General features: G+C 38.0%; 15 protein-coding genes. 14 read left to right on the top strand and 1 reads right to left on the bottom strand.

Features of this window, described 5'->3' with window-relative positions:
• Positions 1 to 130 precede the first annotated feature (130 nt).
• The 13 genes from BAU15_RS04770 (at position 131) to BAU15_RS04710 (ending at position 13,535) form a co-directional block, all read left to right on the top strand.
• Positions 131 to 1,030, top strand: coding sequence for an SGNH/GDSL hydrolase family protein (locus BAU15_RS04770; protein WP_161841613.1), 900 nt, complete (start codon positions 131 to 133; stop codon positions 1,028 to 1,030).
• Positions 1,031 to 1,166: 136 nt separating this feature from the next.
• Entirely contained in the window at positions 1,167 to 1,787 is a 621-nt protein-coding gene (locus BAU15_RS04765) for a YpmS family protein (protein WP_161841709.1), read from the top strand.
• A gap of 78 nt (positions 1,788 to 1,865) precedes the next feature.
• The gene (locus BAU15_RS04760) at positions 1,866 to 2,090 is read left to right on the top strand and encodes a YozE family protein (RefSeq protein WP_161841612.1); all 225 of its coding nucleotides are present in this window, start codon (positions 1,866 to 1,868) and stop codon (positions 2,088 to 2,090) included.
• Positions 2,091 to 2,316: 226 nt separating this feature from the next.
• Positions 2,317 to 3,753, top strand: a complete 1,437-nt coding sequence (locus tag BAU15_RS04755) for a S41 family peptidase (protein WP_161841611.1) — start codon at positions 2,317 to 2,319, stop codon at positions 3,751 to 3,753.
• A gap of 69 nt (positions 3,754 to 3,822) precedes the next feature.
• Positions 3,823 to 4,374: a signal peptidase I gene (lepB, locus tag BAU15_RS04750; protein ID WP_161841610.1), complete on the top strand. Its 552-nt coding sequence runs from the start codon at positions 3,823 to 3,825 to the stop codon at positions 4,372 to 4,374.
• A 283-nt stretch (positions 4,375 to 4,657) separates the two neighbouring features.
• Positions 4,658 to 5,527 (top strand): MurR/RpiR family transcriptional regulator, encoded by an 870-nt coding sequence (locus tag BAU15_RS04745; protein ID WP_161841609.1) that lies wholly within the window; start codon positions 4,658 to 4,660, stop codon positions 5,525 to 5,527.
• A gap of 166 nt (positions 5,528 to 5,693) precedes the next feature.
• Complete coding sequence (locus tag BAU15_RS04740) at positions 5,694 to 7,574, top strand: beta-glucoside-specific PTS transporter subunit IIABC (RefSeq protein WP_161841608.1); 1,881 nt, start codon at positions 5,694 to 5,696, stop codon at positions 7,572 to 7,574.
• Between the two features lie 14 nt (positions 7,575 to 7,588).
• Positions 7,589 to 8,989, top strand: a complete 1,401-nt coding sequence (locus BAU15_RS04735) for a glycoside hydrolase family 1 protein (RefSeq protein WP_161841607.1) — start codon at positions 7,589 to 7,591, stop codon at positions 8,987 to 8,989.
• A 138-nt stretch (positions 8,990 to 9,127) separates the two neighbouring features.
• Positions 9,128 to 9,778, top strand: a complete 651-nt coding sequence (locus BAU15_RS04730; protein ID WP_161841606.1) for a cytidylate kinase family protein — start codon at positions 9,128 to 9,130, stop codon at positions 9,776 to 9,778.
• 190 nt (positions 9,779 to 9,968) lie between these two features.
• Positions 9,969 to 10,748 (top strand): sulfite exporter TauE/SafE family protein, encoded by a 780-nt coding sequence (locus BAU15_RS04725; RefSeq protein ID WP_161841605.1) that lies wholly within the window; start codon positions 9,969 to 9,971, stop codon positions 10,746 to 10,748.
• Positions 10,749 to 11,161: 413 nt separating this feature from the next.
• Positions 11,162 to 11,983 (top strand): hypothetical protein, encoded by an 822-nt coding sequence (locus BAU15_RS04720; protein ID WP_161841604.1) that lies wholly within the window; start codon positions 11,162 to 11,164, stop codon positions 11,981 to 11,983.
• A gap of 119 nt (positions 11,984 to 12,102) precedes the next feature.
• Entirely contained in the window at positions 12,103 to 12,696 is a 594-nt protein-coding gene (locus BAU15_RS04715; RefSeq protein ID WP_161841603.1) for a GNAT family N-acetyltransferase, read from the top strand.
• A 131-nt stretch (positions 12,697 to 12,827) separates the two neighbouring features.
• Positions 12,828 to 13,535 carry a GntR family transcriptional regulator gene (locus BAU15_RS04710; RefSeq protein ID WP_161841602.1) on the top strand — a complete coding sequence of 236 codons (708 nt, stop codon included), beginning with the start codon at positions 12,828 to 12,830 and terminating at the stop codon, positions 13,533 to 13,535.
• 86 nt (positions 13,536 to 13,621) lie between these two features.
• On the opposite strand, the gene BAU15_RS04705 is transcribed toward BAU15_RS04710, so the two are convergent.
• On the bottom strand, positions 13,622 to 14,821 hold the full coding sequence (locus BAU15_RS04705) for an enolase C-terminal domain-like protein (RefSeq protein WP_161841601.1): 1,200 nt from the start codon (positions 14,819 to 14,821) through the stop codon (positions 13,622 to 13,624).
• A 248-nt stretch (positions 14,822 to 15,069) separates the two neighbouring features.
• Between BAU15_RS04705 and BAU15_RS04700 the strand changes: the two genes are divergently transcribed.
• A complete protein-coding gene (locus BAU15_RS04700) occupies positions 15,070 to 16,899 on the top strand; it encodes a glucose PTS transporter subunit IIA (protein ID WP_161841600.1) in 1,830 nt (609 codons plus the stop codon).
• Positions 16,900 to 17,251 lie beyond the last annotated feature (352 nt).

Raw genomic sequence — 17,251 nt, 5'->3', positions numbered from 1 at the left:
AAAAACGTTAAAAAGAAAGAAATATTTAAATTCGCGTGTAGATGGAGGCATTTTTTCTAGAATAACTACCTTTTTGGTTTAATTTTTGCTACTATAATACAAATGTGAACGAGTGAATGGACGTGAAGTAATGGATAAGAGAATAAAAAAAATAGGCTGGCCACTCTTAGCGATAGGGTTTGTGGCACTCATTTCTTATACTGGCTTAGCGATGACCATCCCAAAATCAGAACCTTTGTTAATCGCAAGCCAAGGGCGAGCAACAGTAACCTCTACTAAGAAAGAAAAAATCCACTATACAGCAGTCGGGGATTCATTGACGCAAGGTGTAGGGGATCAAACACAACAAGGGGGCTTTGTTCCATTGGTTGCCGACCAGTTGAAAGAAGAGTACAAGTTAACCTCCGTTGAGATTGATAATTTTGGTGTAGGCGGTGAGAGAAGCGACCAAATACTGAAACGACTTAAAAAGGATGATGAATTGAGAGAGAACATTGAATCGTCATCAATCGTCAGTGTGACAGTGGGTGGAAATGATCTAATGAAGGTTATCCAATCCAATATTTTTGGCTTATCTGTGAAAACTTTTGATAAACCTTCAGTGAAATACCAAGAACGAGTGACGGAAATTCTGGCAGAGATTCGCGAATTAAATCCTCAGGTACCGATTTATGTTTTGGGAATTTATAACCCATTTTATCTAAATTTCCCAGAAATTACGGATATGCAAACAATTGTTGATCAGTGGAATGAAAAGACGCAGGCAGCAGTTGAAGAAGAAGGAAATAGTTATTTTATTCCAATCAATGATTTGCTCTATCGAGGCTATAATAATGAGGTGGGGATTGAAACTAGTGATAGTAATACTTCAATCACGGCAGAAGATAATCTCAATACAGTGAAAAATAATGTGTTATATGAGGACGATCATTTTCATCCAAACAACTTAGGCTATCAGTTGATGGCGAATGCGGTGACCGAACAATTAGCGAAGACAGAATCGAAATGGTTAGAAAAAGAGGCTGAGTAAGATGGATAATCAAAAAGAGCAAGAGCAGAAGGCAGAACGCGCGAATACAGCGAATGCAGAAAAAAGTAAAGCCAAAAAACAAGGCAATATTCAAGGGGCAGAAAAAAAGAAGCAGAATCGTCCGAATAAGCAGAAGATGACTCAGACTGAAAAAGCACCAATAAATGTCTGGAAAATTGCGTTTATTCTGCTGGCGGGTCTTGTGATTGGTTCAGGGATTTTTCTGGGAACTCGCATCTTTTCACTTAGAGAACCTAGCTATGAGACGCCCACAATTACAGAACGTCAAGGGGAGCCTGTCTTGACGATTAACACGCAAAAAGAAAAGGTCAATCAATTAATTGATTTTTATTTAAGCGATTTTCAAAAAGACTCTGATATTAAGTACAGCTTTTATCTGGAAAACCAAGCACTATTGAATGGTGAATTTAAAGTACTCGGTATGCCAGTCAATTTTTACCTCTATTTCGAACCGTATGTGATGGAAAACGGCAATGTCCAATTGAAAGCGAAGAGTCTGTCGATTGGCACATTGGGTTTACCGATTAAAGATGTCATGAATATGGTGAAGAAGAATTATAAATTACCAGACTGGGTGGAAGTGGATGCCAAAGAACAAACGGTACTGATTCGTTTGGACCAATTCCGGATGCAAAATGGTATGTATTTGAAAGCTGACCGTATAAATTTAGTTGACGATTCGATTAGCTTTAGTTTATATTTACCAGATGACAGTCAAAAAGAATCAGCTGAGTAAGTTTCGAATGGTCAATAGTGAAAATCTATAACAAGTTACTAGACGAACGAATCGTTTGTCTAGAGTTGGAGGGATAGAATGAGAAGGAGTTTTTATCATTATTTAATGACACTGCGTGGACCTCATAGAAATGATCCAGAGATGAGTTTCGCCAATCATGCAAGCCATGATATCCAGTTTCCAAAACAATCAGAGGATTATGAAGAGATTTCTTCGTATTTGGAATTGAGTGTCGACTATCTTCCTAACATGGATTTATTTGATCAAACCTGGGAGAAATATGTTGAGAATAATCAATTATAAGAAATGAGGCATTGGTCATTGTGACTAATGTCTTTTTTTGAAGCAAGAGGAGAGTAAATTTTTTCCGAGTAAGAATTTTTCGCATCTCTGAGTGAAGTTTTTTGCGGATGGACTGAAATATTTTGGGAATAACAGATGAAATGTGGGAATCGAGAAAGCTGGTCTTTCACTCGGGGAATTTACGTGGTACTATTTTTATAGTTGTACAAACAGGAGGATAACTAACATGTCGAAACACAATCAATTTATTAGTTTTAATAGATATATTGTTTCTATGATTTGTATAGGAATTATTAGTGGTGGTAGTGTCTATATTGTTCAAAAAGAAATTCATTTAGCAGAAAAAAATCAGGCAAATGAATCTGCGGTGGAGACAGATGAATTAAAAAAAGTGCATGCACTCTATGACGAAATCAATGATTCCTATGTGGAAGAGGTCAAGAAGGACGACTTAATCGAAGGGGCATTAAAAGGTATGACCGAAGCCTTAGATGATCCTTACTCAAGTTATTTAGATAGTCAAGAAGCGACAGATCTTACGGATAGTTTAGCGGGGTCTTTTGAAGGAATTGGCGCGGTAGTGACCATAAAAAATGAGCAACCGACGATTGCCGAGGCACCAGTGAAAGGTAGTCCAGCAGAAAAGGTTGGCTTGAAAGCGGAAGATATCATTTTAAAAGTAGATGGTCAAGCAACTGAGGGAAAGACGTTATCAGAGGTCGTTTCGACGATTCGTGGAGAAAAAGGAACTGAGGTTACGTTGACGATTCAGCGAGCAAAAGAAAGTTTTGTCGTGACGTTGAAACGCGATACGATTCCACAAACCACGGTGAAGGGCACGATTGATGAAAAGAACAAAACAGTCGGATCCATTCAGATTTCAGCATTTGGCGAGAACACAGCGAAGGAATTGAAGGAAACGATTCAGTCGTTAAGAAAAGATGGGGCGAAAGCATTCGTTATTGATTTGCGAGATAATACGGGTGGCCTCTTAAATCAAGTGGAAGAAATGTCCAGCATGTTCTTAAAAGACGGCAAAATGATTGTTCAATTTTCAGATAAAGAAGGTAATAAATCAGGAACGGTCGCAAGTAAACAGCTGGATGGTGGCTTCAAGGTAACTGAGCCTGTCGCTGTCTTAGTGAACGGCTATAGTGCCTCGGCTTCAGAAATTTTCGCTGCTGCTCTAAATGAATCAGCAGAGATTCCTCTTATAGGTACAAAAACGTTCGGTAAAGGAACTGTCCAAACAGTACGTGGCCTTGATGAGGAGAGCGAAATTAAATTGACTGTCATGAAATGGTTGACTCCGAAAGGGGAGTGGATTCATAAAAAAGGAATTGAGCCCACAATCGAAGCGGATTATCCAGAATATGCTTACTCGAAGCCAATTTCTCGTGAGAGAACATGGGAAAAAGGCGATACCTCGCCAGTGATAGAAAATCTGAACAAGGTACTTGCGGCATTGGATTATGATACAAACGGCCAAACCTTTGATGAAAAAACGGTTGCAGCTGTTAGTGATTTCCAAAGAACAGTGAAACATCCGGCGACGGGAAAAGTCGATGATACTACTGCAACAGCACTAGAGGCGGCGCTTCGCAAATTAATTTTAGCCAATGATAAGGCTTATTTGACAGCAGTTGATAAGGTAGGAAAATAAAAGAATGATTAGCAATCTTGACTAATATTTCATATAATGAGGTAAGATAGTGAAAATGAGGGAGTAACTGTGGAAAAAAGACGGTGGATTTTCGAAAAACTTTGGTTAATTATACGATATATAATAATTGCTGTGGCAATGGTATTTTTGATTCGAGGATTTTTACTCATTCCGATTGAAGTGGAAGGAAATTCGATGGAGGGAACATTGAAACAGGGAGATATGATTCTTATGGAAAAAATCACCCCAATCAAACGCTTCGATGTCGTCCTTTTTCAGCTTTCTGATGGTAATACTTACATTAAACGGGTAATTGGTCTTCCAGGCGATAAGATCGAATATGAAAAGGATCAACTGTATATCAACGGGAAGAAGATTGAGGAACCTTTTTTAGCAAATGAAGCAAAAAACTCGGAAGAAAAAATGCCGTATACCACTAATTTCACGTTGGAAAACCTTCTGGGGATGCGTAAGCTGCCTGAAGATAGTTACTTTGTGATGGGCGATAACCGTCGTGTTTCTAAGGATAGCCGCTCGTTCGGTGTAGTAACAAGTCAGGATATATTCGGCAAAGCTCGCTTTGTTTATTATCCATTTAATAAGATTAAAGTGATTTCATAGATAAATAAGACAAGCGTATCGAATGATTAAGAAATTAATGTTCGATACGCTTTTTGACTAATTTGATGGACTAAAATCAATAAATACGGTTTATTTATCCAGTACACTGGATAAAGCTAGCTAAAACCATATTAGTTTCCATTAGGATGGATAAAATCAAGTGAAATACAAAGATAATTCAGTACGATGGAAAGAATTATCCCATATGGTCGTTGACTTTTCATATTCTAGGTGATTGAATAACATCATATGATAAATGAAGTGGGGGGAACACTATTTGCTAGTGAGAGAAAAGATTGTCGAGTCGGCTAACTTAACAAAACTCGAGAAAACGATAGCCGAATATTTTATAGAAAATGAGACAACGCTGCGGAATGAAAGTGCACGAAGTATTGCTGATAAGTTATATGTTGCTCCTTCGACTATTATTCGTTTTTGTCAGAAAATTGGATTTCGTGGATATAATGATTTTAGAGATGCTTTTCTTGAAGAAACTATTTATTTAAGTAATCATTTCCAAGATATTGATCCGAATAGACCATTTATTAAGAATGATCGTAGTCATATAATCGCTAATAAAATTGGAGCACTGTATCAAGAAACAATTGCTGATTCACTTTCTTTATTAGTCCCCCGTAATCTGCAAGAGGCGACGGATATCATTCGGAAAAGTGAAAATATTTTTATTGGTTCAGCAGGGGATACAATCGAGATGGGGCAAACTTTTAGAAATAGAATGATAAAAATAGGGAAGAATGTCATCATTGATACAAGACTAGACAATCTCTTTTATGAAGCTATAAATGCAAGAAAAACAGATTGTTTCATTCTTATTTCCTATTCTGGAGAAACGAGTCGCCTGTTAAGAGTTGCTGAAAAATTAAAAGAACGACAGATTCCGGCAATTATTATTACCTCTTACGGTGAAAACTCATTATCTAATCTATCTTCCTGCACTCTTTATCTTTCTACTAGAGAGAAATTGATTGATAACTTAGGAAACTTTAGCACATTAATTTCAGCAGCTTTTATATTGGACACGCTATATGCAAGTTATTTTGCGACCAATTACGAATACAACGAACAAATTCGAAAGAAAAACTCTTCCGAATTTGAATTGAAAAGAAAATCTCAAAATCCACTTATTAACTAAATTGTTAATGAGTGGATTTTTTTGGAACGTTGTTGCGTAAAAATCAGGATTAGAGTGAACGATTTAGCAACAGTGTATAAAACGGTTTCAAATGGATTGAATAATATTTTTTGACGCGTTATAGTCGAATTACAACAAGGTTAATAATAAAAAAGGAGAAAATAGTATGGGTTATAAGGAATTGGGCCAAGAGATATTAGATAATGTCGGTGGCAAAGAAAACGTAAAAAGTCTTGTACATTGTGCGACGCGTCTTCGTTTTAATTTAAAAGAGGATAGTCAGGCAAATGTAGATGCGTTAAAAAACTTATCAGGTGTTGCGGGTGTTGTAAACCAAGGAGGTCAATTTCAAGTAATTGTTGGTGGAGATGTTAAGTTTGTATTTAACGAGATTGAAAAAATGTTAGGCTCGCAATCTTTTAAGGAAGAAAGAACAGAAGACGATAAAAAAGGAATTATTTCAAAAGTTTTAGATACAATTGCTAGTATTTTTGTACCTATCATACCCGCTCTGACCGGTGCAGGAATGTTAAGAGCTTTTTTAGCGCTATTCACAATGTTGGGATGGCTATCGACTGATTCTCAAACATATCAATTTTTAAGTCTTATTGGCGATGCAGCTTTTTATTTTTTACCGTTATTATTGGCTAGCTCAGCAGCAAAGAAATTCGGTTGCAATCAGTACATAGCAATCACTTTGGGAGCAGTTATGTTGCACCCAACTTTTGTAGCCATGGTTGCAAATGCTAAGGAGACAGGAGATTCTCTGTCTTTATTCGGATTACCCGTTACAATAGCTAACTATGGGTCTTCAGTGATTCCGATTATTCTAGCAGTTTGGTTTTTATCGTATGTTGAACCCTTAGTAGATAAATTTATGCCAAGTGCTATTCGAATTTTTATGAGTCCATTATTTACTTTATTGATAGTAGCACCGATTACTTTAATTTTGATTGGTCCTTTAGGAACTATACTAGGAAATGGGCTCGGCTCTATTGTTGAATTTATTAATAGCTATGCAAACTGGTTGGTTCCGCTACTTGTAGGGACTTTTACACCTTTATTAGTCATGACAGGAATGCATTATGGTTTGATCCCAATTGGCATAAATATGTTAGCCACAAGTGGCTTTGATACAGTTGCTGGACCAGGAATGATGGTGTCAAACATTGCTCAAGGAGGTGCAGCATTAGCTGTTGCATTTAAAACAAAAAATAGCTCTATCAAACAGCTAGCTTTTTCATCAGGGATATCGGCTGTAGCAGGAATTACAGAACCTGCATTATATGGTATTAACTTGAAATATAAAAAACCATTGATTTCGGCCATGATCGGTGGTGGAGCGGCTGGATTATTTATTGGGATAATGAACGTAGGAAGGTATGCTCAAGTTGCCCCCGGTATATTTGCCTTGCCAAGCTTTTTTGGTGAAAAAGGAATGTCGAATTTCATTTATGCAGTGATCAGTTGCTTGATTGCATTTGTGGTCGGGTTTATAGTTTCACTTATTTTAGGAATAGACGAGGAAAAAGAAAGTCCGCTCAGCGAGAGTCAAGTTGCTGAAACAGATCTATTATTGAATAAAATAGGCGGAATTATCGCATCACCAATAGCTGGAGAAGTGATAAATTTAGAAAATGTCGCTGACGAGGTGTTTTCAAGTGGTGCAGTAGGCAAAGGGGTAGCTATTTTACCTTCGGATGGAAAAGTATATTCCCCGATAGATGGAAAAATCTCAGCGACGTTTGAGAGTAACCATGCGATTGGGCTACAAAGTGATAGTGAAATGGAAATTTTAATTCATGTAGGGATAGATACGGTTACTTTGAATGGTAATGGATTCACTTCTCATGTATCAGATGGACAAAAGGTTTCCAAAGGGGACCTACTATTGGAAGCAGATTTAGAGGTGATTAAAAATAATCGCTTAGAAGACACAACTATAGTGGTAGTGACCAATTCAGGTGATTTTTCGAAAATTGAGCCGACTGATAAAAAATCAGTAAACGTTGGTGAAGCGTTAATAAATGTTACAGCAGATAATTAAAAGGAGAAATATATATGGGATTTCCAAATGATTTTTTATGGGGTGGAGCTACAGCAGCTAATCAAATTGAAGGGGCATATCTGACAGATGGGAAAGGATTAAGTACAGCAGATTTGATGGTTTTAGGTTCGAAAGGAACAAAAAGGGAGATTACACAGACTGTTGAAAACGGAAAATATTATCCGACACATCAAGCAATTAATCACTACAATCAGTATGAAGAAGATATTGCTTTGTTTGCGGAGCTTGGCTTTAAATGTTATCGACTATCTTTTGCTTGGTCAAGAATATTTCCGCAAGGTGACGAACAAGAACCAAATCAAAAAGGATTGCTTTTTTATGATAAGGTTATCAATTTATGCTTATCATATGGAATTGAGCCGTTAGTTACACTTTCTCATTTTGAAACGCCAGTAGGATTAAATAAATATAATTTTTGGGAAAATAGAAAAGTTGTCGATTTTTATGCGAAATATGCTGAAACGGTTATAAAGCACTTTAAAGGGCGAGTGAAATATTGGCTTACATTTAATGAAATTAATGTCATGTCGACTATGCCTTGGAATGCAGGGGGACTTTCTCTAGCGTCGAGCGAAGAGCAAAAAATGGTTGCTGCGTATCATCAGCTACTAGCCAGTGCTAAGGTTGTTAAGCTTGGCCGTGAAATTGATGCGGATAATCGGTTTGGATCGATGTATGCAGGACATTTTTCTTATCCAAATAGCGCTGATCCTGCTGATATTCAAGGAAATGAAGAATTTCAACAAAAAATGCTCTTTTATACGGATGTCCAATGTCGTGGTGCCTATCCAAATTATAAGTTGAAGGAACTAGATAGACAAAATATAAAATTACCGACAAACAAGGGTGATGATAGCATTTTGAGGGATGGAATCGTTGATTTTGTTTCATTTAGCTATTATCTGACACATGTTTGTGGAAAGAATACTAAAGGGATACTCAAAGGTTTAAATGGTCTAGAAACTGGGTATAAAAATCCCTACCTCGAACGCTCAGAATGGGGATGGGGAATTGATCCTAAAGGTCTTAGATATGCCTTGAATTTCTTGTACAATCGTTATCAGTTACCTGTAATGGTCGTAGAAAACGGACTTGGAGCAACAGATAAAATAGAAGCAGATGGTACGATTCAAGATGATTATCGTATTGACTATATCCGCAATCATTTGGCTGAAATGAAAAAAGCAATTGAAATCGATGGAGTGCCAGTAATGGGGTACACTGCTTGGGGGCCCATCGATCTTATAGCAGCTAGCACTGGTGAAATGTCCAAACGCTATGGATTTATTTATGTAGACTTAGATGACGAAGGACAGGGAACTGGAAAACGTATAAAAAAGAAGTCATTTGATTGGTATAAAGAGGTGATTGCTTCAAATGGAGAAATTCTATAAGGAAGCAACTGTTGACTTGTTCTTCAAAATATACCTAGCTCACGAGAACGGCTAGAGTTAATGAATTGGACTATCTAAAAATAATTGAAAGAGAGCAAGATAAATTAGCTTTCAAAGATAAACAGGAGGAAAGATGTGATGAAGCACATATTTTTAGACAGTGAGTACTGTAGTATGGGGCGATGGATTGGCGTAGTTACGGCAAAAGTATTGGGCATTACATTTTGTGATGACGTCAATCTTATCGAACGTATTGGTGACCCTAGAATTGAGAAAAACTTAAATCTTCTAAATTTAAATCTGGAGAACGATGCTCAATCTTTTCAGGCACTACGGGAAAATGAAAATTTCAAACAAATTCATTCTACTTTTAATGAAGAGATACGAAACCTTTTAAAAAGAACACCTTGTCTAATTCATGAGCGAGGAAATGAGAACTGTACAGAAGATAGAGAATCTTATTTGTCAGTGATGATTTATAGCTCTTCAATTGAAGAAAAAAGTTCTCGAGTCATCCTAGATAATCGCTATGAAGCTTGTGATTTTTCTAAAGTTGAACTAGAAGCAATCTTAAAAAAGGAAGATCGAGCGCGAGAATTGTATACTAACGCAAGTTATAATCGTACTACTTGGGGCAAGAAGGAAGCATACGATTTATGTTTAAATACAGCATATCTTTCAAAAGAGCAATGTGTGGAAATACTTGTTGCTGCCGTGTCAGAGCAGAAAATGAAGAGAGAAGAATTCAACAAAATCGTAACGGCTAATTTCGGAAGAGCTGAGGAGTAGGGGGGATGGAATCTCGAACTATCAAATTGATTTGTGTGGGAATAATTAAATGAGACGCTGAATACAACTCTATAAAGGAAAACAACAAAAGGAATGATTCAGTTTCTAATTAATTTTTTACAGAGATTGGACAACTAGTCAGAGACTGACTAATAGTCCAATCTTATTTTTTAGGGAGGAGTTATCTATCTTGAAAGGTTTATTATATTTTATTGTTATTGTGGTTGCCAATACAGTTGGGGCGATTTCTGGCATGGGTGGTGGCGTGATTATTAAACCTGTGCTAGAAATCTTTTCTTTGGATTCAGTAAGTGGGATATCTTTCTATTCGACAGTAGCCGTGTTTGTTATGTCCGTCGTATCTACAACACGTCAAGTCCAGAATGGCTTGTCATTGGTTTGGAAAAAAGTTATTGTCTTATCTATAGGGGCCATTATAGGTGGAAGTTTTGGCAGTATGGTCTTTGAAAAATTCGTACAACTATTTGAGGGGACCACGGTGCAATTAATTCAAATCTTACTAACAATAAGCTTGCTTATATTTGCCTTTTTATATACGCGATATAATTGGCAACCTTATGAGTTGAAAGTAATATACTGGTATTTATTTTGCGGTGTTTTACTAGGATTTTTAGGAAGTCTTCTTGGGATAGGTGGGGGACCTATTAATGTTTCTCTTTTGATGCTACTTTTTGCTATGCCCATTAAAGAGGCCACTGTTTATTCGATTTGTACGATTTTATTCTCGCAACTCTCAAAAATCATTACAATCGCTTTAAACACCGGTTTTTCACCTTACGATTTCACCATTCTTTGGTATATAATTCCTGCAGCAATTTTAGGTGGCCTAATTGGTGCGAAGGTTAGTGTACTCTTTTCAGCTCAAAAGATAACAATAATATTCCAACTTGTGATAGCGCTGGTTCTCTTGATAAATATTTATAATGGTGTGCTTCTTATTTCCAAATGAAAATAGTATGAAGTGATGAATTTGCTGCCAAAATAAATAATTGTTGCTGCTATGTTTTCGTGAATTGTGTATTTATTTGTTCAGAACCAACTGCAAAAAAATTATTATCTATAGTAACGTTTTTTACTCTACACGAATACATAGTACGTGTAGTTTTTTATTTTGATTTTGTTAGTGGGTAAATAATTCATAAAACAGCGCATAAAACAGTTCCATGAATAGCTAAGATTCCCATTCAGTAGATAATCATAAATAGAAGTGACCTTCCACATAAAAAAACGCAAATCAAGCGGGGATTGTGAAGGGATATGCTAAACTTATTATGAGTATTCATACACTATCTAGTATTTATTCATTCGTCTTGTCAAAGTCAATTTATTTGTAGCAATCTATTTACCAGAAAGGATCGTACTATGGAGAAATCAAGAAAAGTAATCGCGAGTGTCCTTATTTTATTATTCTGGCTTCTCGTAATTGGCTCTGTATTGGGCTTAGTCGTCCTGAATAACGTCAACTTAGCGGAAAATTGGTTGGGAATCAATGAGTATGAGCTTGCTGAAACTAGGAATAGGATGATCCGTCTAATCCCTGTAGTCTGGCTTGTAGGAACGGGCTTGATGATGATAATTTTTCTAGTTACGGGTCTAAAAAAACGAAAAAAATTGACCTATTGGTTAGTGACTTTGCTAGTTATCCCCGTAGGTAGTCTGATCATTGGCTGCTTCACTACGTATTTGCCGTTTGATCGAAATGATTTTCGTGATGAGGCGAAAACGGCTGCTATTATGGGAAAACTTTCTGACTTAAAATTGCTAAAGGGAAAAGATCTGCAATTGATTAGTTTTAGTTTTCATGTCCGCAATGTCCCGTTGAAAAGTGGCGTTTATGCAGTGGCTCGGGTAGTCAATCCGACCACTGATTTACAGGATGAGTACTGGTATTGGCCGACGAATCCTCTGATGAAATGGAAGAAAGACGCAGATGAAATCACGATTCCAGTCAGTCAGACGATTGCCTATGATAAGATTGATTGGACAGTTATTCCAAAAATAATTAAAGAGACCGAAGCCTCTATCAATGAGTTGGATACCTATTATCCAGGAGTTTCGATTGTGATTCTAAATGGTTCCAGTAAGCGGTGGACTTGGACAGTTGGTGTGCAGGGAATTCGTGGGCATACAGATTTAAATTTTGAATATGATTTAGCTGGGGAATATATTTCTCAGTGGCGTTAATTATTTTGTTGTGCATGTATTGGACAGAAAAAAACTTCTGAGAGGGAAACTTCTTGGGAGTTTTTATTGTACCGGCGTCTAATAATGCTATACTAATTTTATTGGATGGAGGGATTTGGATGGATAAATTACAGATTGAACTGGCAACATTGGATGATGCAGAGGCGTTGCTGGCCATTTATGCGTATTACGTGGAAGAGACAGCAATCACTTTTGAATATGAAGTGCCGACTGTCCAAGAATTCAAAAATCGGATGGCGACGACTTTAGAACGTTATCCTTATCTTATCGCAAAAAAAGGACAGAAAATCGTCGGTTATGCGCATGCGAGTGCTTTTAAAGGGCGAGCGGCTTATGATTATGCAGTTGAAACGACGATTTATGTTGATCCGAATTGCAAACGAATGGGCTTGGGAAAAAAATTATATACGGCGCTTGAAGCTGCCTTAGAACAACAAGGAATTTTAAACTTATATGCCTGTATTGCATATCCTGCAGTTGAAGATCAATATCTTACTAAGGATAGTGTCAGCTACCATGAACGTCTAGGCTACCGTTTAGTTGGTGAATTTTATCAATGTGGCTACAAATATAATACGTGGTACAACATGGTTTGGATGGAGAAGATGATTGGTGAGCATCAGCCGAATCAGGAACCGTTGAAACGGTTTGCCGATATTCAAGCACAGTTTAAGCCGAACGAGTTTGGCTAATCAGTGGGTTAATAGGTCAGGTGACAGGTAGATAGACTGAGAAGCTAGCTGATTACTTAACTTAATACGCGACGAGTAAGTCTTATAGGGAAAGTGATGTGGTTTTCCACGGGAAGCCTAAGGAGAAATCAATGAAAAAGAGAGAATTTATTGTTCAAGATTTATTGAGTAAGATTTATCAAGAAGAATATGCGGATGGGAAGTTGCCAAATCAGCGGGACTTAGCTACTTCTTATGGCGTCTCGAGATTTACTATCCAGCAAGCAATTAAAAGTTTGGAAGAGATTGGGATTGTCCGTGTGGTTCAAGGTTCAGGTATTTTTGTCCACGAAAAATGGGTCAAGAATCCGTTAATTTTTAATTCATTGACGCGAACGCCTTATGATCGGATTGAATCGCGTGTGTTGAAATTAGAAAAGCGGGTAGCCGATTATGAAGAGCGGCGCTTATTTCAATTGGCTGAGAATGAAGAGGTCTGGTATTTTGAGCGTATTCGAATCGTTAATTACAAAATTGAACAGTTGGAGCACTCAATATTACCTGTCAAATTATTTCCTGAGGTGACTAAGGAAGTGGTAGAACATTCGATTCAGCGATTTGTTGAAAAACAAGGCTATAAAATTTCCCATTATATCAGTAATTATACGCCAGTGACTCTAACGAAAGAACAGTCTGAGTTATTAAGGACGAAGCGAGGCACGCCGGCGATGCAGATAAAAAATCGAGCTTTACTAGATGATGGACGAGTATTTGAATCCAGTGACATCTTGGCGATTGATTATTCGGTGACGTATATTCGACCGTTTGATCGGATTATTCATCAATCTAGAATTGATTGAGAAGGTTTCAAACAAATAGACAGAAAAACCGTTGCGACTCAAGAGGTACCGAATCTCAGAGTCGCAACGGTTTTTACTTAATCAATTTATGGTGTTACGATGGTGCCGTCAGGAATTCTGCTTTGGGTCCATTCGTGTGGACGATAGACAACTGGGAATTCTTCAGCAAGCTCTTCGTTAAAAGTAACGCCAATTCCTGGGCGTTCGATTGGATAGAAGAAGCCTTTTTTAGGTGCTGGAATGTGCCCAAAGAGTTTTTGCGTGTTTTCTGGTACATCGATATTTTCTTGAATCGCGGCATTGTGTAAGTGAATATTCAGATGCGTGTTGACTGCTAAACCGACAGGTGAAATATCTGAAGGAGTATGCCAAGCAATTCGAATGCCCATCGCTTCACAGAAATGTGCTAATTTAAGTGCCGGTGTAATCCCACCAATTTGCGAAACATGAGCACGCATATAGTCGATTTGACGGTTACGAACCAATTCTTTCCATTCCATTGGATTGTTGAAAAGTTCGCCGGTAGCAATCGGCGTAGTGGTTTGACTACGCAATTGTGCCAACCATTCGTTTTGATTAGGTGGCAAAATATCTTCTAAGAAAAATAGATTAAATGGTTCGCAGGCTTTGGCAAAACGAATCGCATGGTTAGGCTGTAAACGTTCATGGACATCGTGCAGCATTTTGAACTGATGGCCATATTTCTCTTGAATCGCCGCGAACATTTTCAAAGTTGTCTCGGTATAATCATCTGGATCAAAGTAAGAGCCTTCCAACGGTTGTTCTGGCGTTTGTAAGTTGCTGGGATTGCCACCATAAAAGCCTAATTGGCAACGGATATGTCGATAACCTTCGTCTAAGAATTGATCGATTTTTTTATACAAATCGTCTAAGTTATCGGCAACGGCATGTGTGTACGCAGGAATCGCTGTACGGGCTTTGCCACCTAATAATTGGTAGAGTGGCATATCGGCTAACTTAGCCTTGATATCCCAGAGCGCCATATCGACACCAGAGATGGCATTGTTGGTTACAGGGCCATTGCGCCAGTAAGAATTGACATTCATGACTTGCCAAATATCTTCGATTTGATTGGCATCGCGACCGATCAATAGCGGTTTTAAATATTCTTCCACGACTGTTTGAACAGCCAGTGGTCTAAATTGAAACGTGCCACAGCCGAGGCCAGATACACCTTTATTTGTTTCGACTTTGACGACTAATAAATTATGGCGGTCAGGCTTGATCGCGTAGCTTTTTACATTGGTAATAATGGTTGGTGTCATGTGTCTCACTCCTCGTAAAATAAATGTTTCTTCCTAAATAGTAAAACACGTCCGTGTGGGCGCTGTCAATTTGGTCTAAAAAAAAGTGTTAAACGCTAGAAAAAACAGTCCAATTATTCGTTTGGTCAATCAAAAATGTTGTTAAATAAAGGTTTCTGTTCGTTTTTTGATAAATAGGACTGGTTTTACAAGTATAAAAACTCGTGCTAAGATAACTCGTGTAAACGTAATCAAGGAGGAAAATGAATATGGAGCACAAAGAAATTGCACAACAGATTATAAAAGCAGTTGGCGGCCAGGAAAACATCAATAATGCTTGGCATTGTATGACCCGCTTACGTTTCAATCTAAAAGATGAGAAACAAGTGGATTATAAAGCATTGGATAAAATTCCTAAGGTCGTAGGTACTAAGTATCAAAGCGAACAGCTGCAAGTCGTTATCGGCACAGATGTCGCAGATTATTTTAAACCATTGGCGAAAGAGTTAGGCTTAGACGGTGGTACGCAGGCTGAAGCACCGAAAGAGAAAAAAGGACTTGTTTCATTATTTATGGATACCGTTTCGGGTGTCTTTGGACCGCTTGTACCAGCGATTGCTGGCGCCGGGATGATCAAAGGGTTGATGGCTGGATTAGTTGCATTAAATGTTATTTCTAATCAGACAGATACGTATTTGGTAATTGACATGTTAGCCAGTGGCGTCTTCACGTTCTTACCATTTTTCGTGGCAGCTTCGGCAGCAAAAATCTTCCAAACGAATCAGTATTTAGCTATTGCAATTGCCGCAGCGCTACAATTTCCAACGATGTCAAATGCAGTCGCTGAGGGCAAAGTATCACAGTTTCTGTTGTTTGGCGCCGTACCAGTGCCAGTCTTCAATTACGCAGGAACAGTTATTCCAATTATTTTAGCAGTCTTAGCTTTAAGCTACATTTACCGTTGGGTGGATAAAGTCTTGCCACAAGTTTTACGGACTGTTTTTACACCGACAATTTCGTTATTTGTCGCAGGCCTTGTAACCTTAACAATTATTGGACCAATCAGCATTCATTTAGGTAATTTATTAGCAGCAGGTGTCGAAGGATTATTCTCAATTTCACCAATTCTTGCAGGGATTGTTGTCGGAGCCATTCGTCCAATCGCAATCTTCACTGGTTTACACCATGCGATGACGCCAATCGCGTTACAAAACTTTGCTAACCAAGGCTATGATATGTTAATGCCAATGATGTTTATGGCGAACATGGCGATCACTGGGGCAACAGCAGCGATGTATACAAAAGTTAAAACGAAAGAAGAAAAATCAGTTATTTTATCTTCTGCAATTTCTGGTTTACTAGGAATTACTGAGCCGGCTTTATTCGGTATTTTATCGAAATACAAAAAAGCCTTCTTAGCAGCAACCATCGGTAGTGGTGTGGCATCAGCCTTCATTAGCTTCTTCGGTGTTCGTATTTACGGCTATATTTTATCAAGTATTTTCAGCTTACCAGCCTATATCGGTCAATATTTTGTCTTTGCAATCTTAGGGATTGTGATTGCGATTGGTTTATCATTTATCATCGCTTATATCATGGTGCCAAAAGAAGAAGGCGAAGATGGTGAATTAACCAACGAACTTTCTTTACATGCAGTCGCTAAAGGTCAATACGTACCATTAAATGACGTAGCAGATGAAGTATTTTCAACAAAAATGATGGGTGATGGCTTTGCAATTGAACCAAGCGAAGGCACTATTTTCTCACCAGTCAGTGGAACAGTAACGACCGTTTTCCCTTCAAAACATGCCATTGGTCTACGGACGAATAGTGGTGTAGAAGTCCTTGTGCACATGGGGATTGATACCGTTTCTCTTAATGGCGAAGGCTTCACAGTATTCGTTAAAGAAGGCGATACAGTCAACACAAATACAAAACTTGCAACAATGGACTTAGCTTTCATTAAAGCACAAGAAAAAGCGACAACCGTGATTGTTGTCGTAACAAATATGGAGCGCGTGCGTTCTTTCGCAGGTGAAAAAATCATCGATGGACGCCATCAACCTGGTGACGTTATGGAAAGACTCGTTCTGAATTAATTAGGAATTAAGGGCAAAAAGTAAAAGCTGATCTTGACGGAATTATTGTCGAGATCAGCTTTTTTCTTATCTATCAATCTGGTTTTATTTGTTTCAGGTACAATAAGCAAAGAAGTGCTGAAAACACTAGTCTGACTACTACATGGTGCCAATTGGGTAGTCCATTTAGACTAAAACCATTAAGGATAGCTGAAAACAGTAGTAAAGCCAGTCCTAGATATAAAAACTTTCTGGAAAGTGGCGTCAAACATAAGACGAAGGCACTCAGGCAATTCACGAGAGTCAGCCACAGGGGTAGTTTCTCCTCGTGAAAAAACACCAGTGAGCTTCCACCCATCACTAGACCATAACC

Source organism: Candidatus Enterococcus huntleyi (assembly GCF_009933175.1).
Classification (GTDB): domain Bacteria; phylum Bacillota; class Bacilli; order Lactobacillales; family Enterococcaceae; genus Enterococcus_K; species Enterococcus_K huntleyi.
The sequence above is the reverse complement of the archived record's forward strand: the minus strand, read 5'-3'. Positions and strand labels throughout refer to the sequence as shown.

Excerpts from the sequence above, each read along its gene's own strand:
- BAU15_RS04770 (WP_161841613.1), top strand. The coding sequence starts at position 131 with ATGGATAAGAGAATAAAAAAAATAGGCTGGCCACTCTTAGCGATAGGG.
- BAU15_RS04765 (WP_161841709.1), top strand. The coding sequence starts at position 1,167 with ATGACTCAGACTGAAAAAGCACCAATAAATGTCTGGAAAATTGCGTTT.
- BAU15_RS04760 (WP_161841612.1), top strand. The coding sequence starts at position 1,866 with ATGAGAAGGAGTTTTTATCATTATTTAATGACACTGCGTGGACCTCAT.
- BAU15_RS04755 (WP_161841611.1), top strand. The coding sequence starts at position 2,317 with ATGTCGAAACACAATCAATTTATTAGTTTTAATAGATATATTGTTTCT.
- BAU15_RS04740 (WP_161841608.1), top strand. The coding sequence starts at position 5,694 with ATGGGTTATAAGGAATTGGGCCAAGAGATATTAGATAATGTCGGTGGC.
- BAU15_RS04735 (WP_161841607.1), top strand. The coding sequence starts at position 7,589 with ATGGGATTTCCAAATGATTTTTTATGGGGTGGAGCTACAGCAGCTAAT.
- BAU15_RS04730 (WP_161841606.1), top strand. The coding sequence starts at position 9,128 with ATGAAGCACATATTTTTAGACAGTGAGTACTGTAGTATGGGGCGATGG.
- BAU15_RS04720 (WP_161841604.1), top strand. The coding sequence starts at position 11,162 with ATGGAGAAATCAAGAAAAGTAATCGCGAGTGTCCTTATTTTATTATTC.
- BAU15_RS04715 (WP_161841603.1), top strand. The coding sequence starts at position 12,103 with ATGGATAAATTACAGATTGAACTGGCAACATTGGATGATGCAGAGGCG.
- BAU15_RS04710 (WP_161841602.1), top strand. The coding sequence starts at position 12,828 with ATGAAAAAGAGAGAATTTATTGTTCAAGATTTATTGAGTAAGATTTAT.
- BAU15_RS04705 (WP_161841601.1), bottom strand. The coding sequence starts at position 14,821 with ATGACACCAACCATTATTACCAATGTAAAAAGCTACGCGATCAAGCCT.
- BAU15_RS04700 (WP_161841600.1), top strand. The coding sequence starts at position 15,070 with ATGGAGCACAAAGAAATTGCACAACAGATTATAAAAGCAGTTGGCGGC.